Below are 23,279 nucleotides of genomic sequence, written 5' to 3'. Positions count from 1 at the left end.
AACCTCGCAACAGGCAACGAACCCGAACCTGTGGCGTCACGTCGCTCATTCGTGAACAGGTGCCCGGGTTTGCGAGACTGGGGCGGTGAGTAGCGCACCTCCCGCCCCGCGGGTCATCGCCGTCGTCGGGCCGACCGCGGCAGGAAAGTCAGATCTAGGCGTGTTCCTCGCCAAGGAACTCGGCGGCGAGGTGGTCAACGCCGACTCCATGCAGTTGTACCGGGGGATGGATATCGGTACCGCCAAACTGACGCCCGAGGAGCGCGACGGGGTGCCGCACCGCCTCTTGGACATCTGGGACGTCACGGAGGCCGCCAGCGTCGCGGAGTACCAGCGCCTCGCCCGCGCGGAGATCGACCGGCTGCTCGAGGCCGGCCGCTGGGCCGTCCTCGTCGGCGGATCGGGGCTCTACGTAAGGGGCGCCGTCGACAAGATGGAGTTCCCCGGCACCGACCCCGAGGTCCGTGCCCGCCTGGAGGACGAGCTCCGGCTGCGCGGCTCCGGCGCCCTGCACGCGCGGCTCGCCGCCGCGGACCCGGAGGCCGCCACGGCGATCCTGCCGAGCAACGGCCGGCGCATCGTCCGCGCCCTGGAGGTCATCGAGATCACCGGCAAACCGTTCACCGCCAACCTGCCGGGACACGACTCCGTCTACGACACCGTCCAGATCGGCGTGGACGTGGCGCGGCCCGAACTCGACGAACGCATCGCCACGCGCGTGGACCGGATGTGGGAGGCAGGCCTGGTCGACGAGGTGCGCACGCTGGAGGCCCAGGGGCTGCGCGAGGGACGTACTGCGTCGCGCGCACTCGGCTACCAGCAGGTGCTCGCGGCGCTCGCGGGCGAGTGCACGCTGGACGAGGCGCGCGCGGAGACCGTCCGCGCCACCAAGCGCTTCGCGCGCCGCCAGGACTCGTGGTTCCGGCGCGACCCGCGGGTGCACTGGCTCAGTGGGGCAGTGGCGGAACGCGGGGAACTCCCGGCTCGCGCAATGTCGTTGGTCGAACGACCGGTTACAGCCTGATCACGTGATGGCATCGGGACGCTCCGCCCGTCATCTCGGCCTCTGCGGGCGTGCCATCATCGACCATCGATCGACCAAGTGGAGTCCGGAGTGGGAGGGCGCGTGGCGATGGAGGCCGGCCCTCGTGACACCGCACCAGGCGGAGAGCAGCTCAGTACCGATGGTCCTGAGGCGAGCGCCGACGGCGTGATCGCCGACGGTCCGACCGCGGAGGAACTCGCCGCGCAGGACGAGGGCCAAGAGGTCGAGGTCGAGCTGCGCCCGCAGCGCAGGCTCCGGATCTGGCAGTTGGCACCCATCGTGATGCTGGCCGCGATCGGCTCCCTGATGTTCGCTTTCCCGCTGTTCTTCGAGTTCGGCGGCGCGGTCGTGGCGATGCTCGGCCTCCTGATCAGTTCCTGCGCCGCGGGCTGGGGCATGATGGCGGCCCGCCGGGTCGGGTACACGCTGCCGGGGCTGCCGCCGCGCGGCTCGGGCCGGTGGCCGGACTGGCGGGTCGTGGGCGCGTACGTCGTCGTGGTCGCGGCCGTCGCGGTGCTCGCGGTGTGGCGCGTGGCACGGCTCCGCTGACCCTGCTCAGCGCCTCGTGCGGCACTCCGCCGACCAGGTTGTCGGACCGATCTCGTACGATCGAGAAATGAGCACCTTCCTCAAGGGTCACGGGACCGAGAACGACTTCGTGATCATCCCGGACCCGGAGAACGCCATCGCGCTCTCGCCGACCGCCGTCGCCGCACTGTGCGACCGTCGGGCCGGCATCGGGGGCGACGGTGTGCTCCACGTCGTGCGCACCGCCGCGCACCCCGAGGCGCGGCACATGGCCGACGAGGCGGAGTGGTTCATGGACTACCGCAATGGCGACGGCTCGGTGGCCGAGATGTGCGGCAACGGAGTGCGGGTCTTCGCCCGCTACCTCCAGCACGCGGGACACGTCGGCGAGGGAGACCTCGCCGTGGCCACCCGAGGCGGCGTCAAGACGGTCCACATCGACAAGGAAGGCCTGATCACGGTCGGCATGGGCAGGGCGACGCTCCCCGAGGGCGACGTCACGGTCACTGTCGACGAGCGGACCTGGCCCGCGACGAACGTGAACATGGGGAACCCGCACGCGGTCGCCTTCGTGGCCGACCTCGCGCACGCGGGCACCCTCTACGACGCGCCCCTCTTCGCGCCGGCGAACGCGTACCCGGAGGGTGTGAACGTCGAGTTCGTCGTCGACCGAGGCCCGCAGCACGTCGCCATGCGCGTGCACGAGCGGGGCTCCGGCGAGACCCGCTCCTGCGGCACCGGCGCCTGCGCCGTGGCCGTCGCGACCGCCCGCAGGGACGGCCTGAACCCCGCCGTGACCGGGGCCCCTGTCACGTACGAGATCGATCTGCCCGGAGGCAGGCTGACGATCACCGAGCGCCCGGACGGCGAGATCGAGATGACCGGTCCCGCCGTGATCGTCGCGGAAGGTCGGCTCGACACCGACTGGTTCGCGGCAGTCGAAACCGTAAACCAGTGAACCTTCGCTCGAATGGGTGATCCGTTTCACGCTCGGCGAGAGCGGGACTGCGCCACGTGATGGGCTCGGTAGCATCAAGCACCGGTCCGGACGGGTGCCGCCGCCAGCCCGCCGCCGGTCGACACAGCCGGAGGTGCTCATGAGTGCGGAGGCGACCAACCCCGCGAACCCGGGACCGATCACGCCCGGAGCGCACCGTCGGCGTGGCCGCCCCCGGATCGACCTGCGACGTCTCGGCCGGGCCGCGCTCCTCGGCCCCACCGCCCGAGGCCGCCTCCCGGACGCGATCGGCCACGTGGCGGAGGCCCACCGGGCCCACTACCCGGACGCCGTCCTGGAGCCGCTGCACCGTGCCTACGTACTGGCCGAGTCCTCGCACCGCGGCCAGATGCGCAAGAGCGGTGAGCCGTACATCACACACCCGCTCGCGGTGACGCTGATCCTGGCCGAGCTGGGCGCGGAGACCACGACGCTGACCGCCTCCCTGCTCCACGACACCGTCGAGGACACCGAGGTCACGCTCGACCAGGTGCACGAGGAGTTCGGTGCGGAGGTCGCCTATCTCGTCGACGGCGTGACCAAGCTGGAGAAGGTCGACTACGGAGCGGCGGCCGAACCCGAGACCTTCCGCAAGATGCTGGTCGCGACCGGGAACGACGTGCGCGTCATGTCGATCAAGCTCGCCGACCGCCTGCACAACATGCGCACCCTCGGTGTCATGCGCCAGGAGAAACAGGAGCGCATCGCCAAGGTCACCCGTGACGTCCTGATCCCGCTCGCCGAGCGGCTGGGCGTGCAGGCACTGAAGACCGAACTCGAAGACCTCGTGTTCGCGATCCTGCGCCCCGAGGAGTACGGGCATACGCGCGAGCTCATGACGGCCTACGCGCAGCAGACCGAGGACTCCCTGGCAGGGTTCGCGACCGAGCTGCGCTCAGTACTGCGCGAGGCGGGTCTGAGCGCCGAAGTGCTCATCAGGCCACGGCACTTCGTGTCCGTCCACCGGGTGCGGCGCAAGCGCGGCGAGATGCGCGGGGCCGACTTCGGGCGTCTCCTCGTCCTCGTGTCCGAGGACGCGGACTGTTACGGAGTCCTCGGCGAGCTGCACACGTGTTTCACGCCGGTGGTCTCGGAGTTCAAGGACTTCATCGCCGTACCGAAGTTCAACCTGTACCAGTCGCTGCACACCGCGGTCGCCCGCACGGACGGCGAGGTCGCCGAAGTCCTCATCCGTACGCACCAGATGCACAAGGTCGCGGAGGCGGGCGTGGTGGCGCTCGGTAATCCGTACACGCCCTCCGGCGAGGAGCACCTGGACACCGACGGCGAGCGCTCCGACCCCACGCGCCCCGGCTGGCTGAACCGGCTGCTCGACTGGCAGCAGTCCGCGCCGGACACCGACACCTTCTGGTCGACCCTGCGCGAGGACCTCGCCCAGGACCGCGAGATCACCGTCTTCCGGCCCGATGGCGGTTCCATCGGCCTTCCCGCAGGCGCCAGTTGCGTCGACGCCGCGTACGCGCAGTACGGCGAGGACGCCCACGCCTGTATCGGCGCGCGGGTCAACGGCCGCCTGGCGACGCTCAGTACGGTCCTCGGTGACGGTGACACCGTCCAGCTGCTCATGGCCGGGGTGGAGGGCAGCGCCGCGTCCGAGCCGTCGGTCGCCTGGCTCGACCACGCCCGTACGCCCGCCGCACGCATCGCCATCCGCCGCTGGCTGGCCACCCACCCGGAGGGGCCGAGCGCGCCCCAGTCGGCGCCCAGAGCCCCGTACAGCGGCCCTTCGGCGCGGCCCTCCGCGGCGAACGCCGTGGTCGACCAACCCGGCGCCACGGTGCGCCTCGCGGGCTGCTGCACGCCCGTACCGCCCGACGAGGTGACCGCGTTCGCCGTACGCGGCGGAGTCGTCACCGTGCACCGTGTCGCCTGCTCAGGAGTGGCGCGCATGAAGGACGCGGGGCGCGCGGAGGTCGGCGTGCGCTGGGCGGACGCCGACGCGGAGCCCGCCGAGTACCGGGTGACCCTGATCGCCGAGTCGTTCAGCCGGCCGCACCTGCTCGCCGACCTGACCGAGGCCATAGCGCTGGAGGGCGTCGCCATCATCTCGGCGACCGTCGACCCGCCCGACCAGGGCCGCGTCCGGCACACGTACACGCTCCAACTCCCGGACGCCGGGCACCTCCAGGGCCTCATGCGGGCGATGCGGAACGTGCCGGGCGTGTACGACGTGGGGCGCACGCGACACGCGGCCGCGGGCGCCCTGTAGGTCCACCCGGAACCCTCGTTCGGGTGGTGCGGCGCGTGCCGCACCGTGCACGGAGGTGCGCGCTGATAGCCGTAGTTCATGCTGCTCAGCTCCCGAACGCCCCGAGTCGCCGCGCTGCTGGCCGCCGGCGCCTCGCTCGCCCTTGTCGCCGCGGCCGCGCCCGCCGAGCCGCTCGGCATCGGCGACCGGCTCTTCCCGCATCTCGGCAACCCCGGTTACGACGTCACCGACTACGACATCTCCTTCACGTACCACGGTGACAACAGCAAGCCCCTCGACGCCGTCACCAAGATCGACGCGCGGGCGACATCCTGGCTCGACCGGATCAATCTCGACTTCTCGCACGGCACCGTGCGTTCGGTGATGGTCAACGGGGCGCGGGCGCACTACGCCACCAAGGGCGAGGACCTGGTCGTCACGCCCACCGCGGCCGTGGCTCCCGGTCAGCCGCTGAACATCACCGTGCAGCACACCAGTGACCCCAGGCCCGGCAAGAAGGAAGTCGGCTGGGTGCGCACCAAGGACGGGCTCGCGATGGCCAACCAGGCCGACGCGGCACACCGGGTCTTCCCGTCCAACGACCACCCCTCCGACAAGGCCTACTTCACCTTCCGGGTCACCGCGCCCAAGGAGTACACGGCGGTGGCCAACGGTCTCCCTGTCGCGAAAACGCGACAAGGAGGAGCCACGAGGTGGGCCTACCGCACCCTCCACCCCATGGCCACGGAGCTGGCCCAGGTCTCCATCGGACGTTCCGCGGTGCTGCACCAGGAGGGCCCGCAAGGACTCCCCGTACGGGATGTCGTGCCGGCCAAGGACGTCAAAGCGCTGAAGCCGTGGCTCAAGAAGACGCCGGGCCAGATCTCCTGGATGGAGGGGAAGGTCGGCAACTATCCCTTCGAGAACTACGGGCTGCTGATCGCCCATGCGTCCACCGGCTTCGAACTCGAGACGCAAACGCTCTCTCTCTTCGAGAGAGACCTGTTCACGCGCTCCGGGTACCCGAAGTGGTACGTCGAGTCGATCATGGTCCATGAGTTGGCACACCAGTGGTTCGGCGACAGCGTCAGCCCTCGCACCTGGTCCGACCTGTGGCTCAACGAGGGCCACGCCACCTGGTACGAGGCCCTGTACGCCCAGGAGAGGGCTGACCGGCCCATGGTGAAGCGGATGCGCGCCGCCTACCGCGCGTCCGACGCCATGCGCGCCGACGGCGGCCCGCCCGCGGAGCCCAAGGCACCCACGAGCGACGGCAAGATCAGCATCTTCCGGCCGGTCGTCTACGACGGCAGCGCCCTGGTCCTCTACGCCCTGCGCCAGGAGATCGGCGCGGACACCTTCCAGCGCCTCGAGCGCACGTGGCTGGGCACGCACCGTGACTCCACGGCCACCACCGCGGACTTCGTGAGGCTCGCCTCGCAGCTGTCGGGGCGGGACCTGACCGGCTTCTTCGACGCCTGGCTGCACGGGAAGAAGACGCCGCCCATGCCGGGCCATCCGGACTGGAAGTCCGACCCGGTGTCGAAGCACTGACACGGGGAAACAATCCAGATGACGAGACGGCCCGTACCGTGCGAATATCGTCGACGTCGACGGCGCGGGCCATCGGATCGGCGCTCGCGGGAATCCCCGGAGCAGGCCGAGCGTTGTCACAGATGACGGGTGTGACGCCCGTCGCGTATCCGTATCCCACAGACGTAAGGACCCAATGACCTCCTCTTCTTCCCCTTCCCAGGACGCGCAGAACATGGTGCAGAACCACACCGAGAGCCTTCGGGCCGATGCCCTGATGGAAGAGGACGTCGCCTGGAGCCACGAGATCGACGGAGAGCGGGACGGCCAGCAGTTCGACCGCTCCGAGCGTGCGGCTCTGCGCCGCGTCGCGGGCCTCTCCACCGAACTCGAGGACGTCACCGAGGTCGAGTACCGACAGCTCCGCCTGGAGCGCGTCGTCCTCGTCGGCGTCTGGACGTCGGGAACGGTTCAGGACGCGGACAACTCCCTCGCGGAGCTCGCCGCCCTCGCCGAGACCGCGGGCGCACTCGTGCTCGACGGCGTCACGCAGCGCAGGGACAAGCCGGACGCGGCGACGTTCATCGGCTCCGGCAAGGCCCAGGAGCTGCGGGACATCGTGCTCGAGACCGGAGCGGACACCGTCGTGTGCGACGGTGAGCTCAGCCCCGGCCAGCTCATCCACCTCGAGGACGTCGTCAAGGTCAAGGTGGTCGACAGGACCGCTCTGATCCTCGACATCTTCGCCCAGCACGCCAAGTCCCGAGAGGGCAAGGCGCAGGTCGCGCTCGCGCAGATGCAGTACATGCTGCCGCGGCTGCGCGGTTGGGGTCAGTCGCTGTCCCGGCAGATGGGTGGCGGTGGCTCAGGATCCTCGGGCGGCGGTATGGCCACGCGTGGTCCCGGTGAGACCAAGATCGAGACGGACCGGCGTCGGATCCGCGAGAAGATGGCGAAGATGCGCCGTGAGATCGCGGAGATGAAGACCGGCCGCGACATCAAGCGCCAGGAGCGCCGCAGGCACAAGGTGCCTTCGGTGGCCATCGCCGGATACACCAACGCCGGCAAGTCCTCGCTCCTCAACCGCCTCACGGGCGCGGGCGTGCTGGTGGAGAACTCGCTGTTCGCCACCCTGGACCCGACGGTGCGCCGCGCCGAGACCCCGAGCGGCCGGCTGTACACGCTGGCCGACACGGTCGGTTTCGTACGCCACCTGCCGCACCACCTCGTCGAGGCGTTCCGCTCGACCATGGAGGAAGTCGGTGACTCCGACCTGATCCTGCATGTGGTCGACGGTTCGCACCCGGTGCCGGAGGAGCAGCTCGCCTCCGTACGCGAGGTCATCCGCGACGTCGGGGCGACGAACGTCCCCGAGATCGTGGTGATCAACAAGGCGGACGCTGCCGACCCGCTGGTGCTACAGCGGCTGCTGCGCGTGGAGAAGCGCGCGATCGCCGTCTCGGCCCGCTCGGGTCAGGGCATCGAGGAGCTGCTCGAGCTCATCGACGCCGAACTCCCGCGCCCCGCGGTCGAGATCGAGGCCCTCGTGCCGTACACACACGGCCAGCTGGTCGCGCGGGCGCACGCCGACGGCGAGGTGATCTCCGAGGAGCACACCCCGGAGGGCACGCTCCTGAAGGCGCGTGTGCACGAGGAACTCGCGGCGGAATTCGCGCCGTACGTTCCGGCGGTGGTCGCGGGCTGACGGCTCGTACCGAAGTACCTGAAGTACCGAAGTACCTGAAGTACTGAAGTGCCGAACATGGCTGAGCCCCTCTCCGGTCGACCGGAGAGGGGCTCAGCCATGAGACCGGCCGCCTGGGCGGCGCGTGCGCTTACTGCCCGGCGAACTTCTTGCTCACCGAGTCGTAGATCCCCTTGGCCTCCTTGCCGAGCCGCGGCCCCGCGAGCCAACCCGCCGTCACCGGCCCGATCGAGGTGTTGGACACCAGGGCCGGCTTGCCGTCGGAGCCCTGGCCGACCCAGCCGCCGCCGGACGAACCGCCCGTCATGGTGCAGCCGATGCGGTACATCGTCGGGTCCGCGTCGTTCAGCGAAAGCCGGCCCGGCCTGTCCGCGCACTGGTACAGCTTCTGCCCGTCGAACGGCGCGGCTGCCGGGTAGCCCTTCGCGGTCAGCTGCGAGACCTTCGGCACCGCAGGCGCGTTGAAGTTCACCGGAAGCGCCGAACCCACCGTCTCTTCAAGCGACTTGGTGGTGCCGCCCTCCTCCGGCGTCACATGGATCACGGCGAAGTCGTACGAAGCACCCGCCCCGCCGCTCGGGCCGCCCTGCGCGATCCACTGGTCGGACGTCAGCGCCGCGTCGCCCCACCAGACGCCGTAAGGCGCCACCTCGTTCCTGGGCGCGTTCTGCAGCTCCTGGGCGGACTTGCCGCTGTCGTTGTACGAGGGCACGAACGCGATGTTGCGGTACCAGCCGCCGTTCTTGCCCGCGTGCACGCAGTGGCCCGCCGTCCAGAGCATGTTGGACCTGCCGGGGTGCGCGGGGTCGGTGACCACGGTCGCCGAGCAGACCATCGAACCCTTGGGACCGTCGAAGAACAGCTTGCCCGCGTACGGTGCGTTCGCGTGGTACGGAGTGGAGACACCCGCAGCCGCCACCGGCCTCGGCTCCGGGTCCGTCACACCCTGGTCGCCCGAGAGATCGTTCTCGTCGACCTCGCCTCCGGTGGGCTTGTCGGCGTCCCGCATCCGGTTGCTGTCCCACAGCCCGTCGATGATCGGGTTGACGAAGTCCTGCGCCTCACGCAGCCACTGGTCCTTGTCCCAGTTCTTCCACTCGCCGTCCTTCCACTTGTCCGGATCGATGCCGTGTTCCTTGAGCCGATCCTGGATGTCGTCCGGGATCTTGAACTTGCCATCGCCCGCGGATGCCGAGGCGGTCGGCTTGTCGTTCGCGTTGTTCTCGCTCGAGCCGCACGCCGTGGCGGTCAGAGCGACCACAGCGCCGAGCGCGACCGCCGCCGCCACGGGGGACGTTCTGCTTCGCGCGCCTCGAGTGCGGCGCGCGGCGAACTGCGGGCGTATGGGTCGCATGTCGTGAATCCCCCTGGGCTTCGAAAGGGTTGAACTGCCGTACGTGTGCGGTGGAGTCGGGCCGAAAACTCGTCTCCGAACGGCACACCACCCTATGCCGGTGCCGTTGGGGGCGGCCGACGGAACAGCAACGGTTCCGTCACGGAGGGATCTTCCGGCCGGTACGGATCGGTACGGATCGTTACGGGGCAGCGCGCGTCGGATCCGCGGTGGGGGAATGGCGGCTGCGGAGGCCCGTGGGCGCCGTGGGCACCACGCAAAAGTCTCCCCATGAGTCCCGTACGAGCCGTGTTCCTCCGCCCGTCCCGTCGTTGGTACGTACGGGGGAACCGAGGTCGGCGTTCAGCGTGCGCCGACTCACCCCGCCGTTCGGTGAGTCGAAGGGCCTTTTCGGCCGTATATCCAGCGGGAGGACCAACAGCCGTGGCGGTGACCGATCCTGTGCCTGTGACCGATCCTGAGACCGTGGCGGTGCCGGCCCTGTATGGCGGGGGGACACACCGGAGCCCTGTCCACGACACCGTCGCGCACGAGGGGATCCTGCGCCGTCAGTGCGCGCGGGAGTCCGCGGCGCGCACCTATGCACGTGCCCTGCCGATCGTGCCGGTACGGGCGCGCGGGCTCACCATCGAGGGTGCCGACGGCCGGCGCTATCTGGACTGCCTGTCCGGCGCGGGGACCCTCGCGCTTGGACACAACCACCCGGTGGTGCTCGACGCCATCCGCAGGGTGCTCGACTCGGGTGCACCGCTGCACGTCCTCGACCTGGCCACTCCGGTCAAGGACGCGTTCACCACCGAGCTGTTCCGCACACTGCCGCCAGGTCTCGCCGACCGGGCCCGCATTCAGTTCTGCGGTCCCGCGGGAACCGACGCCGTCGAGGCCGCGCTGAAACTGGTCCGCACCGCAACCGGACGCTCGGGCCTGCTCTCTTTCGCGGGCGCCTATCACGGCATGACCGCGGGGGCGCTCGAAGCGTCCGGCGGGGCGCAGGACGTCCGTGTCACGCGCCTGCCGTATCCGCAGGACTACCGCTGCCCCTTCGGTATCGGCGGCCCGCGCGGAGCCGAACTCGCCGCCCGCTGGACCGAATCGCTCCTCGACGACACCAAGTCCGGGGTGCCGCAGCCCGCGGGCATGATCCTCGAACCGGTACAGGGTGAGGGCGGTGTCATCCCCGCCCCCGATGCCTGGTTGCGCCGGATGCGAGCCGTCACCGAGCACCGCTCGATCCCGCTGGTCGTCGACGAGGTACAGACCGGCGTCGGCCGCACCGGCGCCTTCTGGGCCGTGGAGCACAGCGGTGTCGTGCCCGACGTCATGGTCCTGTCCAAGGCCATTGGAGGCAGCCTGCCGCTCGCCGTGGTCGTCTACCGCGACGACCTCGACGTCTGGCCTCCGGGGGCGCACGCCGGCACGTTCCGCGGCAATCAGCTCGCCATGGCCGCGGGCGCCGCGACCCTCGCGTATGTCCGCGAGAACGGTCTCGCCGAACGCGCCGCCGATCTCGGCGCCCGCATGCTCGACCAACTTCGTCGACTGGCCGATGAGTTCGCGTGCGTCGGCGAGGTCCGTGGGCGTGGCCTGATGATCGGCATGGAGCTCGTCGACCCGGAGGGCACCGTGCCCCCCGCTCCCACCGCAGTGGAACTCGCCGACGACCCCCTGCTTGCCGGGTCCGCCGCCCCGCTCCCGGCCGCGCCCCAACTCGCCGCGGCCGTACGCGATGCCTGCCTCCACCGCGGCCTGATCGTCGAACTCGGCGGCCGTCATTCCAGCGTCGTACGCCTGCTTCCTCCCCTCACCATCACCGACGAGCAGGCCGCGGCCATCGTTGACCGGCTCGCGGACGCCCTGGCGGCCGTCACCCGCGCTCGCCGTCACGAGTCGTAGGAGCGCCCGACGACACACCACCACCAGCGACGGCAGTGACACGCCGGGCCCACCGGACCACCGCCTCATGGAGCCCACCACCCCACGCAAGGAAGCCAGTTGAACGCCACCCCCGCACCCGACGGCCGTTCCCGTCCCACCGCCGCCGGATCCTGTGACACGCAAGCCCCGCGCGCCCAGGAGCGCGACTCGATCCCGCGGCAGCAGGGCGGCGACCAGGAGACCGAGCGTCCAGGCGCTCCCGGCGTCGACCTCCTGGAACACCCGGACCCCGCGACTGCCGCCCAGGTGGCAGCGGTCGAGAACCTGCTGCGCTGCTGGGTGCGTGAGAACAACATCGCTCCTCCTTCCTCGGGTGCGCTCCGCATTCCGCTGCCCGCGAGCGGCACCGTCCTCCTCGTGCCGGTCCACTACTGGTCAACCTCCGGCTGGCACCGCTTCGGCCTGCCCTCCCTGGAGAATGCGCCGCCGCGTGCCACCGGCCTGGACGCCGTCGCCCTCGCCGCGCTCCTGAGCAGGGAGACGGCCCACGCCGAAGCCGACACAGACGCCCCCGCCGCCCCCGATGGCCCCGCCCCGGGAGCCCCTGCCCCCGGCGGTGACAGCGGTGAACTGGTGGTCCGCGTCGCCGACTCGATGCGCCGCACCACCGACTTCATCGCGGACCGCCGTCACCACCCCGCGGACCGGGTCGATCCCTTCCTCGCTGCGGAGCAGGCGCTGCTCCTCGGGCACCCGCTGCACCCGACTCCGAAGAGCCGTGAAGGGCTCTCTGACGCCGAAGCGGGCCGCTACTCACCCGAGTTGCGGGGCTCCTTCCCCCTGTGCTGGATCGCCGTGGCCCCGGACGTCCTCGCCCACGACTCGGCCTGGACCGAACAAGACCGCGCCCGCACCGCCGCCGAACTCACCTCCCAGCTCGCAGGACCGGGACTTCCGCTGCCCGCAGGACACGCCGCGTTGCCCGTGCACCCATGGCAACTGCGCGAGCTGCGTGAACGCCCCGCCACGGCCGCCCTCCTGGACTCCGGCCTGCTGCGCGACCTGGGCCCGCACGGTGAGCCCTGGTTCCCCACCTCCTCCGTCCGCACGCTGTACCGGCCCGGTGCGCCGGCCATGCTCAAGCTCTCCCTCGGCCTGCGCATCACCAACTCCCGCAGGGAGAACCTCCGCAAGGAACTCCACCGGGGCGTCGAGGTCCACCGACTCCTCGGCACCGGTCTCGCCGCGCAGTGGCAGGCCGCACACCCCGGATTCGACGTCGTCCGCGACCCGGCCTGGCTCGCCGTCGACGGCCCGGACGGCGAACCGGTGCCCGGACTGGACGTGATGATCCGCACCAACCCCTTCCGCTCTCACGACGACGCGGTGTGCGTCGCCGGCTTCGTCTCGCCCAGGCCGACCGCCGACCCGGCCGACCGCAGTAGCCACCCGGGCCACCCGGCCATGAGCTCCCGCCTTGCCCAGACCGTGACCCGGCTCGCGGCCTGCACCGGACGATCCCGCGGGGCCGTCTCCGCCGAGTGGTTCCTGCGGTACCTGGAACACGTCGTACGGCCCGTGCTCTGGCTCGACGGCGAAGCCGGCATCGCCCTGGAGGCCCACCAGCAGAACACCCTGGTGCTCCTGGACGCCGAAGGCTGGCCCGTCGGCGGGCGTTACCGGGACAACCAGGGCTACTACTTCCGCGAGTCCCGCCGCGCCGAACTCGACCGGCGCCTGCCCGGTATCGGCACGCACAGCGACACCTTCGTCGACGACGACGTCACCGACGAGCGATTCGCCTACTACCTCGCCATCAATAACGTCCTCGGCCTGATCGGAGCCTTCGGTTCCCAACGGCTCGCCGACGAACAGCTGCTGCTCGCCGCGGTCCGCCGCTTCCTCGACGAAGCCGCCACCGGTCCGAACCGGCAGCGCAGCACACTGCCGAGCCTGCTGCTCGACTCACCCACGCTGCGCTGCAAGGCCAACATGCTCACCCGGCTGCACGGCCTCGACGAACTCGTCGGCCCTGTCGACACCCAGTCCGTCTACGTCACCATCCCCAACCCCTTTCATTTCCGTCGTACCTGAGAGGAGCGTCGCTGTGCCTCCCACCGATGCGAGCACCGACGCCGACACCACTCCCACCGCCGCCGACCCCCACGTCCCCACCCCACCTGTGGAGCACTCGGACAGCGCGGCGGGCGCAGACAGCGCGGAGGGCGCAGAGGGCGCTGAGAACGCAGAGCACACGCGGAGTGCGGACGGCGCGGACAGCGCCGACTTCCAGGACACCCTGGACCTGCGCCTGCCCGACGAACTGCTCGCGCTCATCGCGGGGCAGGACGGCGGGCCGCGGCTCACCCCCGACCCCATGGCCCCGACCGAGCACGACCTGCTGGACGACGTGGGGGAGTGGGGACCGGTCACCACTCCCTCAGGTGTGTTCCAGCTCATCCCGGTGCGCATCGAGCGAGACCTCGCACTCATCAGCCGTTGGATGAACGACCCCGCAGTGTCCGCCTTCTGGGAACTCGCAGGAACCGACACGGTCACCGCGGAGCATCTGAGCCCCCAACTCGAAGGCGACGGACGCAGCGTGCCCTGCCTCGGCGTCCTCGACGGCGCGCCCATGAGTTACTGGGAGATCTACCGCGCCGACCTCGACCCGCTGGCCCGCCACTACCCCGCCCGTCCGCACGACACCGGAATCCACCTCCTCATCGGTGGCGTCGCCGACCGCGGACGAGGTCTCGGCACCACGCTCCTCACAGCCGTCGCCGACCTGGTACTCGATCATCGACCGCGCTGCGCGCGCGTCATCGCGGAACCCGACCTTCGCAACACCCCCTCCGTCTCCGCCTTCCTGGGCGCGGGATTCCGCTTCTTCGCCGAGGTGGACCTCCCCGACAAACGGGCCGCGCTCATGGTCCGTGACCGCGCCCTGCGCAACGCGCTCCAGGCCAGTCACTCTCTGTAACGAGCCTCGACCCGATCCGGTTCCCGTCCGAGGAGTCTCCGTGCCGAATCCGTCCGTCACCCCGAGTCCCGAAGAGCCGACCGAGCTCTACGACCCGCCCGAGCTCACGTCCGGGAACTGGGACAGGGCGGGTGCACGACTGCTGGCCAAGCTGATAGGCGAATTCGCCTACGAGGACATCCTGCGACCGACGGCCCTCGCTCAGGCCGATCCCGGCCCCGGCCCCCGCCCCTACTCCCTGCCGCTCCCCGCCGGTCGCCCCGCCGGGCCCGACGGCCACGGCGCCGAGGCGCGTGAGGCCGGTGGCACCCTCCATTTCCGCGCCCGCCGCGGCGCGTACGGCAGTTGGCAGGTCGACCCGGCGAGCCTGGAGTGGGAAGCCGGCCCGCTGGGAAGGGGCGAGGTGGCCGGGCATGCGGAACCTGAGCCGACCGGGACAGCGGGAACGGCTCCGGCCGAAGGCGGACGCGAGCCCGTCACCGACCCGCTCACCTTCCTCCTGCGCGCCAAGCACGCACTCGGTCTCGACGGCAACACCCTCGGCCATCTCATCCGCGAACTCACCGTCACCCTGGCCGCCGACGCCCGCCTCGACCACACGGCGCTCACCGCGTCGCAGTTGGCCGACCTCGGATACGCCGAACTCGAGGGACACCAGACCGGCCACCCCTGGCTCGTACTGAACAAGGGGCGTCTCGGGTTCTCCGCGACCGACACCGCACGCTGGGCACCGGAATCGCGTCGCCCCACCCGCCTCCCGTGGCTCGCAGTGCACACGGACCTCGCCACCTACCGAGGCGTCGCGGGCCTGGAGGACCCTGCCTCCCTCTATGGCGGTGAACTCGACGGACCGACCCGAGAGTTGTTCGCGCAGGCGCTCCGGTCGCGCGGCCTGGACCCGGCGGCGTATTTCTATCTCCCGGTGCACCCCTGGCAGTGGGACGACATCGTGCTGCCGCTCTTCGCGCCGTCCATCGCCACGAACGACATCGTTCCGCTCCCCACGGACGGTGATCTGCGCCTGCCTCAGCAGTCCATCCGTACGTTCCTGAACGCGGCGCGCCCCGATCGACACACAGTGAAGCTGCCGCTCTCCATCTTCAACACCCTTGTATGGCGCGGACTTCCGACGGAGCGCACCTGGGCAGCGCCCGCCGTCACCACATGGGTGCACGCACTGCGCGACGCCGACCCCTTCTTGAGCGACGAATGCGGCGTCGTCCTGCTGGGCGAGGTCGCATCCGTGACCGTGGAACACCCGCTGTACGACGGGCTCGACGAAGTCCCCTACCAGTACAAGGAATTGCTGGGCGCCATCTGGCGCGAGCCCCTTTCCCGGCACCTCGCCCCTGGAGAGCGCGCCCGAACGCTCGCCTCCTTGTTGCACATCGACACTGAAGGGCGCGCGTTCGTCGCGGAGCTTGTCGCCCGCTCGGGCCTGGATCCCAAGGCGTGGCTACGTAGGCTCTTCGCCGCCCTGCTGCCCCCACTGCTGCGCTTCCTCTACCGCTACGGCACCGTCTTCTCTCCGCACGGAGAGAACGCCATCGTCGTCTTCGACGACCAGGACGTGCCCGTGCGGCTCGCGGTCAAGGACTTCGTGGACGACGTCAACATCAGTTCGGAGGCGCTGCCCGAGCACGACTCGATGCCTGACGACGTGCGCGAGGTCCTGCTCACCGAGGACCCCGCGTTCCTGACCCAGTTCATCCATTCGGGACTCTTCGTGGGTGTCTTCCGCTACCTGGCGCCGCTGTACGAGGAGCAACTCGGGCTCCCCGAGAACGAGTTCTGGGCCCTGGTGCGTGCCGAGATCCTGCGCCACCACGCGCGCTTCCCGGAGCTCAAGGAGCGGTACGAGATGTTCGACCTGCTGACACCGCGGATCGAGCGCCTGTGCCTCAACCGCAACCGGCTGCACCTCGACGGCTACCGCGACCGGGCCGACCGTCCGCACGCGGCCGTGCACGGCACTGTCGCCAATCCGCTGCATCAGCCGTGATCGCCGGATTGTCAGTGGGTCCGTTTAGGGTGGTCGAGCTATGACGAAGCCCTCACTCCCCGAGCTCCTGCACGCCGCCGTCACCGCTGTCGGCGGCACGGAGCGCCCTGGCCAGGTCACCATGGCCGAGACCGTCGCCGAGGCGATCGACGACGGTTCCCATCTGCTTGTCCAGGCGGGCACCGGCACAGGTAAGTCGCTGGGCTACCTCGTGCCGGCCCTGGCGCACGGGGAGCGCGTGGTCGTGGCGACCGCCACGCTGGCGTTGCAGCGCCAGCTCGTGGAGCGGGACCTGCCGCGCACGGTCGAGTCGCTGCACCCACTGCTCAGGCGCCGCCCCAGTTTCGCGATGCTCAAGGGCAGGTCGAACTATCTGTGCCTGCACCGCCTCCACGAGGGCGTACCGCAGGAGGAGGAAGGGGGCCTCTTCGACCAGTTCGAGGCGGCCGCACCCACCAGCAAGCTGGGCCAGGACCTGCTGCGTATGCGCGACTGGGCGGACGAGACGGAGACGGGCGACCGGGACGATCTCACGCCCGGTGTCTCGGACAAGGCCTGGTCGCAGGTCTCGGTCTCCTCGCGCGAGTGCCTGGGAGCGTCGAAGTGTGCCTACGGCCAGGAGTGCTTCGCCGAGATGTCCCGGGAGCGCGCGAAGCTCGCCGACGTCATCGTGACCAACCACGCGCTGCTCGCGATCGACGCCATCGAGGGCGCGCCGGTCCTGCCGCAGCACGAGGTGCTGATCGTGGACGAGGCGCACGAGCTGGTCTCGCGGGTGACCGGGGTGGCGACGGGGGAGCTGACTCCCGGCCAGGTCACCCGAGCGGTGAGACGCGCGGCGAAGCTGGTCAACGAGAAGGCGGCGGACCAGCTGCAGACCGCCTCCGAAGGCTTCGAGCGGGTCATGGAGCTCGCTCTGCCCGGCCGCCTGGAGGAAGTCCCCGAGGACCTCGGCTACGCGCTCATGGCCCTGCGCGACGCGGCCCGTACGGTGATCACCGCAATCGGCACCACGCGCGACAAGTCGGTCCAGGACGAGGACGCCGTCCGCAAACAGGCCCTCGCCGCCGTGGAGAACATCCACGACGTGGCGGAGCGGATCGCGAACGGCTCGGAGTGGGACGTCGTCTGGTACGAGCGCCATGACCGCTTCGGCGCCTCCCTGCGAGTCGCCCCCATGTCGGTGTCCGGCCTCCTGCGGGAGAAGCTCTTCAGCGACCGCTCTGTCGTCCTGACCTCGGCGACACTGAAGCTCGGCGGCGACTTCAACGGGGTGGGGGCCTCCATGGGACTCGCCCCCGAAGGCACCGAGGGCGAGGACCTGCCGGTCTGGAAGGGGGTCGACGTCGGATCGCCGTTCGAGTACAGCAAGCAAGGCATCCTCTACGTCGCCAAGCATCTGGCGAAGCCGACGCGTGACGGTACGCGCACGGACATGACGGACGAGCTGAGCGAGCTGATCCAGGCATCCGGCGGTCGTACGCTCGGCCTCTTCTCGTCGATGCGGGCGGCGCAGGCGGCGGCCGAGGAACTGCGCACGCGGATTCCGGAGTTCCCGATCCTGCTGCAGGGCGAGGACACCCTGGGCGAGCTGATCAAGGCATTCGCGGCGGACCCGGAGACCTGTCTGTTCGGCACCCTGTCGCTGTGGCAGGGCGTGGACGTACCGGGCCCGAACTGCCAGCTGGTCGTGATGGACAAGATCCCGTTCCCGCGGCCGGACGACCCGCTGATGAGCGCGCGCCAGAAGGCGGTCGAGGAAGCGGGTGGCAACGGCTTCATGGCAGTGGCCGCGACACACTCGGCACTGCTGATGGCTCAGGGCGCGGGCCGCCTCATCCGGGCAACGGGCGATCGCGGCGTGGTCGCGGTCCTGGACCCGCGGCTGGCGACGGCACGCTACGGCAGCTATCTGAAGGCCTCGATGCCGGACTTCTGGTTCACGACGGACCGGAACCAGGTGCGGCGTTCGCTCGCGTCGATCGACGCGGCGGCGAAGAAGGCGGAAGCGGAGTAGACGCCGCCTCGTACGCAGCGGGCCCGGCGCGGACAGCGCTGGGCCCCGGAACCGGCGCAGTTGGTTCCGGGGCCCGGTCAGGGAGAAGCCTCACACGCGCCGCAGAACGGCTACCACCTTGCCGAGGATCGTCGCCTCGTCACCGGGAATCGGCTGGTACGCGGAGTTGTGCGGCAGGAGCCAGACATGGCCGTCCTCCCGCTTGAAGCGCTTGACCGTGGCCTCGCCGTCGAGCATCGCGGCGACGATGTCACCGTTCTCCGCGACGGGCTGGCGGCGGACGGTGACCCAGTCCCCGTCGCAGATCGCGGCCTCGATCATCGATTCGCCGACGACCTTCAGGACGAACAGCTCACCGTCACCGACGAGCTGCCGGGGCAGCGGGAAGACGTCCTCGACCGACTCCTCGGCGAGGATCGGGCCACCGGCGGCGATCCGGCCCACCAGGGGCACATACGAAGCAGCGGGCTTTCCCGCGGTGTCCGTGGGCTGCGCGCTGGGCTGGTCCGAGCCACGGACCTCGTACGCGCGCGGGCGGTGCGGGTCACGGCGCAGGAAGCCCTTGCGCTCGAGTGCCATCAGCTGGTGCGCGACCGACGACGTGCTGGACAGGCCGACCGCCTGGCCGATCTCCCGCATGGACGGCGGGTATCCCCGACGCTGCACCGAGTCACGGATGACCTCGATGACGCGGCGCTGCCGATCCGTGAGCCCCGAGCTGTCCGCGCGGATCCCTGGGGGCCGGCCGGGCAGGGAGCGCCCCGGCTTGGGGCCCTCCTGACTCATGGCTGTGTCATTCATGGCATGCACCGGCTCGAGTCGGCCCTGGGCGCGGCCCTGGGCAGTGATGGTGGCACTGTCTGCGGTCGTGGTCACGTCGGTAGGCCCCTCTCGAGAATGTCTCCCTAGCTAGCCAACGGTAGTTCCTTTCGAAAGGTTGCGCCAAACACACGTTCGAGTGAAAAACCGTCGATTGCTTGTCGTGATCATGCACCTGGGTGTAAGGCGACCTCGAAGCGGAGCGGCAATTCAGCTCAATCCGGTACGCTTCTTCGCTGGAGTCGAGGTTCGGCCCGTGGGTCCCCCAGTCTGCCACTCGCCTCTCCGTCGACCAGGCACCGCCCTCGATCTTTCTTGTGTCGTGCCGGTACGGATTTGAGCCCCGCGCGGCCCCGCCGTCGCTGGTGCGACGCGTTCCGCGTACGCGACACGCCCGACACGCGCTAGGGCACCAAAATGCGACCGAACCCCAGATGTAGTGGTTGGATTGGATCCGCAGCCCAGAAGTTGTGGTCCCCGGTCCATCTTGGTCGTGGTCATCGCCTATGCTTGGGACTGCTTCGAGAGGCGTGAATCAGCCTCTCGTGGCCATCGAGTCGTGCCGTGAAGGAGGGTTGGGAGTTCATGCACTGCCCCTTCTGTAGGCATCCCGATAGTCGTGTCGTCGACAGCCGCACCACCGACGACGGCACGTCGATTCGCCGGCGCCGTCAGTGTCCGGACTGCTCCCGTCGTTTCACGACGGTGGAGACGTGCTCACTGATGGTCGTGAAGCGGAGCGGGGTGACCGAACCCTTCAGCCGTACCAAGGTCATCAACGGCGTACGCAAGGCGTGTCAGGGCCGTCCGGTCACGGAGGACGCCCTCGCCCAGCTCGGCCAGCGGGTCGAGGAGGCGGTGCGCGCCACCGGAAGCGCCGAACTGACCACACACGACGTGGGCCTGGCCATACTCGGCCCGCTTCAGCAGCTGGACCTCGTCGCCTACCTGCGGTTCGCGTCCGTGTACCGGGCGTTCAACTCGCTGGAGGACTTCGAGTCGGCCATCGCGGAACTGAGGGAACAAACGCCCGGCGCCGAAACGGACGGCGCGGGCGAAGAGCGCACACAGAGCGAGTGCGGGCCCGGAGGGACTGTAGAAGTCCCCGTGCCCGCCCACGCCGCCGACTGACGGCCACGGACCGGGCGGCGGCGACCCCAAGACCTGTTGCGGGCGGCAAAAGCGGCGGCCGCAACACAAGACAGACACCGTGCACGGGAAGATCCGGGCACTTTAGGGCGTTTTAGCCCGGTATATGGGAGGCGGCATGACAGAGACGGCGAGCGGCCCGGCACGAGGCTCCCGAGCCAAGGGAGCCAAGGCCAACAAGGGTCTGCGTGTCGAGCGCGTCCACACCACCCCCGGCGTGCACCCGTACGACGAGGTGGAATGGGCGCATCGTGACGTCGTCATGACCAACTGGCGCGACGGCTCGGTCAACTTTGAGCAGCGTGGCGTCGAGTTCCCCGAGTTCTGGTCGGTGAACGCGGTCAACATCGTCACCAGCAAGTACTTCCGGGGCGCCGTCGGCACCCCGCAGCGCGAGGTGAGCCTCAAGCAGCTCATCGACCGCATCGTGAAGACGTACCGGAAGGCCGGCGAGGACCACAAGTACTTCGCCTCGCCCGCCGACGCCGAGATCTTCGAGCACGAGCTGGCCTACGCCCTCCTGCACCAGATCTTCAGCTTCAACTCGCCGGTGTGGTTCAACGTCGGTACGCCCCAGCCCCAGCAGGTCTCCGCCTGCTTCATCCTGTCCGTCGACGACTCCATGGAGTCGATCCTCGACTGGTACAAGGAAGAGGGCATGATCTTCAAGGGCGGCTCCGGCGCCGGCCTGAACCTCTCCCGCATCCGCTCCTCCAAGGAGCTGCTCTCCTCCGGCGGTAACGCCTCGGGTCCCGTCTCCTTCATGCGCGGTGCCGACGCCTCTGCAGGAACGATCAAGTCGGGTGGCGCCACGCGCCGCGCGGCCAAGATGGTCATCCTCGACGTCGACCACCCCGACATCGAGGGCTTCATCGAGACCAAGGTGAAGGAGGAGGAGAAGGTTCGCGCCCTGCGCGACGCGGGCTTCGACATGGACCTGGGCGGCGACGACATCACGTCCGTCCAGTACCAGAACGCCAACAACTCGGTCCGTGTGAACGACGAGTTCATGAAGGCCGTCGAGTCCGGCTCGAAGTTCGGCCTGCGTGGCCGCATGGACGGCGAGGTCATCGAAGAGGTCGAGGCCAAGTCCCTCTTCCGTAAGATGGCCGAGGCCGCCTGGGCCTGTGCCGACCCCGGCATCCAGTACGACGACACCATCAACCACTGGCACACGTGCCCGGAGTCCGGCCGTATCAACGGCTCGAACCCGTGCAGCGAGTACATGCACCTGGACAACACGTCCTGCAACCTCGCCTCGCTGAACCTGATGAAGTTCCTGAAGGACGACGGCAAGGGCCACCAGTCCTTCGACGTCGAGCGTTTCTCGAAGATCGTCGAGCTGGTCATCACCGCGATGGACATCTCCATCTGCTTCGCGGACTTCCCGACGCAGAAGATCGGCGAGAACACCCGCGCCTTCCGTCAGCTCGGCATCGGCTACGCGAACCTGGGCGCCCTGCTCATGGCGACCGGCCACGCCTACGACTCGGACGGTGGCCGCGCCCTCGCCGGCGCGATCAGCTCGCTGATGACGGGTACGTCCTACAAGCGCTCGGCCGAGCTCGCCGCGGTCGTCGGCGCGTACGAGGGCTACGCGAAGAACGCCACGCCGCACCAGCGCGTCATGAAGCAGCACGCCGACGCCAACACCGCGGCCGTCCGCATGGACGACCTGGACACCCCGATCTGGGCCGCTGCCACGGAGGCCTGGCAGGACGTCATCCGCCTCGGCGAGAAGAACGGTTTCCGCAACGCCCAGGCGTCGGTTATCGCCCCGACCGGCACCATCGGTCTCGCGATGTCCTGCGACACCACCGGTCTCGAGCCCGACCTCGCCCTGGTCAAGTTCAAGAAGCTGGTCGGTGGCGGCTCGATGCAGATCGTCAACGGCACCGTGCCGCAGGCCCTGCGCCGCCTGGGTTACCAGGAGGAGCAGATCGAGGCGGTCGTCGCCCACATCGCCGAGTACGGCAATGTGATCGACGCCCCGAGCCTCAAGCCCGAGCACTACGAGGTGTTCGACTGCGCCATGGGTGAGCGTTCCATCTCCGCGATGGGCCACGTCCGCATGATGGCGGCCATCCAGCCGTGGATCTCCGGCGCGCTCTCCAAGACGGTCAACCTGCCGGAGACGGCGACCGTCGAGGATGTTGAGGAGGTCTACTTCGAGGCCTGGAAGCTGGGCGTCAAGGCGCTCGCCATCTACCGCGACAACTGCAAGGTCGGTCAGCCCCTCTCCGCCAAGAAGAAGGAGCAGGAGAAGACCGAGGTCACCGAGAAGACCGAGGCGACGATCCGCGAGGCCGTCGAGAAGGTCGTCGAGTACCGCCCGGTCCGCAAGCGTCTGCCGAAGGGCCGTCCCGGCATCACCACCTCCTTCACGGTGGGTGGCGCCGAGGGCTACATGACCGCCAACTCCTACCCGGACGACGGTCTCGGCGAGGTCTTCCTGAAGATGTCCAAGCAGGGCTCCACCCTCGCGGGCATGATGGATGCCTTCTCCATCGCCGTTTCGGTCGGCCTTCAGTACGGCGTGCCGCTGGAGACCTACGTCTCGAAGTTCACCAACATGCGCTTCGAGCCGGCCGGCATGACGGACGACCCGGACGTGCGGATCGCGCAGTCGATCGTCGACTACATCTTCCGCCGCCTGGCGCTCGACTTCCTGCCCTTCGAGACGCGCTCCGCGCTCGGCATCCACTCCGCCGAGGAGCGCCAGCGTCACCTGGAGACGGGTTCGTACGAGCCGTCCATCGACGACCCCGAGGTCGACGTCGAGGCCCTGGCTCAGTCGGCGCCCCGCGCCCAGGATCTGAAGGCCGTCGAGACGCCGAAGGCCGGGGACGTCACCGCGCAGTCGGTGCCGCAGCAGGCGCACACCAGCGCCGAGCTCGTCGAGATGCAGCTGGGCATCCAGGCCGACGCCCCGCTCTGCTTCTCCTGCGGTACGAAGATGCAGCGGGCCGGCTCCTGCTACATCTGCGAGGGCTGCGGTTCGACCAGCGGCTGCAGCTGATCCGGCTGAACGCCCGATCCGGCTGAACGCCTGAACTGAGGGGC

At 69.6% G+C, this 23,279-nt stretch carries 15 protein-coding genes; 13 read left to right on the top strand and 2 right to left on the bottom strand.

Features of this window, described 5'->3' with window-relative positions; all coding sequences use genetic code 11:
* The first annotated feature begins 85 nt into the window (after positions 1-85).
* The 6 genes from miaA (at position 86) to hflX (ending at position 8,017) form a co-directional block, all read left to right on the top strand.
* Positions 86-1,024 (top strand): tRNA (adenosine(37)-N6)-dimethylallyltransferase MiaA, encoded by a 939-nt coding sequence (gene miaA / locus ACIRHA_RS14055; protein ID WP_403844292.1) that lies wholly within the window; start codon positions 86-88, stop codon positions 1,022-1,024.
* A gap of 108 nt (positions 1,025-1,132) precedes the next feature.
* The gene (locus ACIRHA_RS14050) at positions 1,133-1,594 is read left to right on the top strand and encodes a hypothetical protein (RefSeq protein ID WP_403844508.1); all 462 of its coding nucleotides are present in this window, start codon (positions 1,133-1,135) and stop codon (positions 1,592-1,594) included.
* A gap of 67 nt (positions 1,595-1,661) precedes the next feature.
* Positions 1,662-2,531 (top strand): diaminopimelate epimerase, encoded by an 870-nt coding sequence (gene dapF / locus ACIRHA_RS14045; RefSeq protein WP_403844290.1) that lies wholly within the window; start codon positions 1,662-1,664, stop codon positions 2,529-2,531.
* Positions 2,532-2,670: 139 nt separating this feature from the next.
* On the top strand, positions 2,671-4,800 hold the full coding sequence (locus ACIRHA_RS14040) for a RelA/SpoT family protein (RefSeq protein WP_403844287.1): 2,130 nt from the start codon (positions 2,671-2,673) through the stop codon (positions 4,798-4,800).
* A 78-nt stretch (positions 4,801-4,878) separates the two neighbouring features.
* A complete protein-coding gene (locus ACIRHA_RS14035) occupies positions 4,879-6,333 on the top strand; it encodes a M1 family metallopeptidase (protein WP_403844284.1) in 1,455 nt (484 codons plus the stop codon).
* Positions 6,334-6,508: 175 nt separating this feature from the next.
* Complete coding sequence (hflX, locus tag ACIRHA_RS14030) at positions 6,509-8,017, top strand: GTPase HflX (protein ID WP_403844281.1); 1,509 nt, start codon at positions 6,509-6,511, stop codon at positions 8,015-8,017.
* A gap of 130 nt (positions 8,018-8,147) precedes the next feature.
* Here the strand turns inward: hflX and ACIRHA_RS14025 are convergent, their stop codons facing one another.
* Positions 8,148-9,371 (bottom strand): trypsin-like serine peptidase, encoded by a 1,224-nt coding sequence (locus ACIRHA_RS14025; RefSeq protein WP_403844278.1) that lies wholly within the window; start codon positions 9,369-9,371, stop codon positions 8,148-8,150.
* 423 nt (positions 9,372-9,794) lie between these two features.
* On the opposite strand from ACIRHA_RS14025, the gene ACIRHA_RS14020 reads away from it, so the two are divergent.
* The 5 genes from ACIRHA_RS14020 to ACIRHA_RS14000 all read left to right on the top strand — a co-directional run bounded on the left by ACIRHA_RS14020 (position 9,795) and on the right by ACIRHA_RS14000 (position 18,248).
* Positions 9,795-11,264 carry a diaminobutyrate--2-oxoglutarate transaminase family protein gene (locus ACIRHA_RS14020; protein WP_403844276.1) on the top strand — a complete coding sequence of 490 codons (1,470 nt, stop codon included), beginning with the start codon at positions 9,795-9,797 and terminating at the stop codon, positions 11,262-11,264.
* Between the two features lie 99 nt (positions 11,265-11,363).
* The gene (locus tag ACIRHA_RS14015) at positions 11,364-13,340 is read left to right on the top strand and encodes an IucA/IucC family protein (protein WP_403844273.1); all 1,977 of its coding nucleotides are present in this window, start codon (positions 11,364-11,366) and stop codon (positions 13,338-13,340) included.
* Positions 13,341-13,353: 13 nt separating this feature from the next.
* Positions 13,354-14,229 carry a GNAT family N-acetyltransferase gene (locus ACIRHA_RS14010; RefSeq protein WP_403844271.1) on the top strand — a complete coding sequence of 292 codons (876 nt, stop codon included), beginning with the start codon at positions 13,354-13,356 and terminating at the stop codon, positions 14,227-14,229.
* Positions 14,230-14,269: 40 nt separating this feature from the next.
* Complete coding sequence (locus ACIRHA_RS14005; protein ID WP_403844269.1) at positions 14,270-16,231, top strand: IucA/IucC family protein; 1,962 nt, start codon at positions 14,270-14,272, stop codon at positions 16,229-16,231.
* A gap of 40 nt (positions 16,232-16,271) precedes the next feature.
* Entirely contained in the window at positions 16,272-18,248 is a 1,977-nt protein-coding gene (locus ACIRHA_RS14000; RefSeq protein WP_403844266.1) for an ATP-dependent DNA helicase, read from the top strand.
* 90 nt (positions 18,249-18,338) lie between these two features.
* Here the strand turns inward: ACIRHA_RS14000 and lexA are convergent, their stop codons facing one another.
* Entirely contained in the window at positions 18,339-19,124 is a 786-nt protein-coding gene (gene lexA / locus ACIRHA_RS13995) for a transcriptional repressor LexA (RefSeq protein ID WP_403844264.1), read from the bottom strand.
* Positions 19,125-19,652: 528 nt separating this feature from the next.
* Here lexA and nrdR point away from each other — a divergent pair.
* The gene (gene nrdR, locus ACIRHA_RS13990; protein ID WP_327661173.1) at positions 19,653-20,198 is read left to right on the top strand and encodes a transcriptional regulator NrdR; all 546 of its coding nucleotides are present in this window, start codon (positions 19,653-19,655) and stop codon (positions 20,196-20,198) included.
* A gap of 136 nt (positions 20,199-20,334) precedes the next feature.
* Positions 20,335-23,235, top strand: a complete 2,901-nt coding sequence (locus ACIRHA_RS13985) for a vitamin B12-dependent ribonucleotide reductase (RefSeq protein WP_403844261.1) — start codon at positions 20,335-20,337, stop codon at positions 23,233-23,235.
* Positions 23,236-23,279 lie beyond the last annotated feature (44 nt).

This window comes from Streptomyces sp. NPDC102360 (genome assembly GCF_044766085.1).
Lineage (GTDB): Bacteria > Actinomycetota > Actinomycetes > Streptomycetales > Streptomycetaceae > Streptomyces.
The sequence above is the reverse complement of the archived record's forward strand: the minus strand, read 5'-3'. Positions and strand labels throughout refer to the sequence as shown.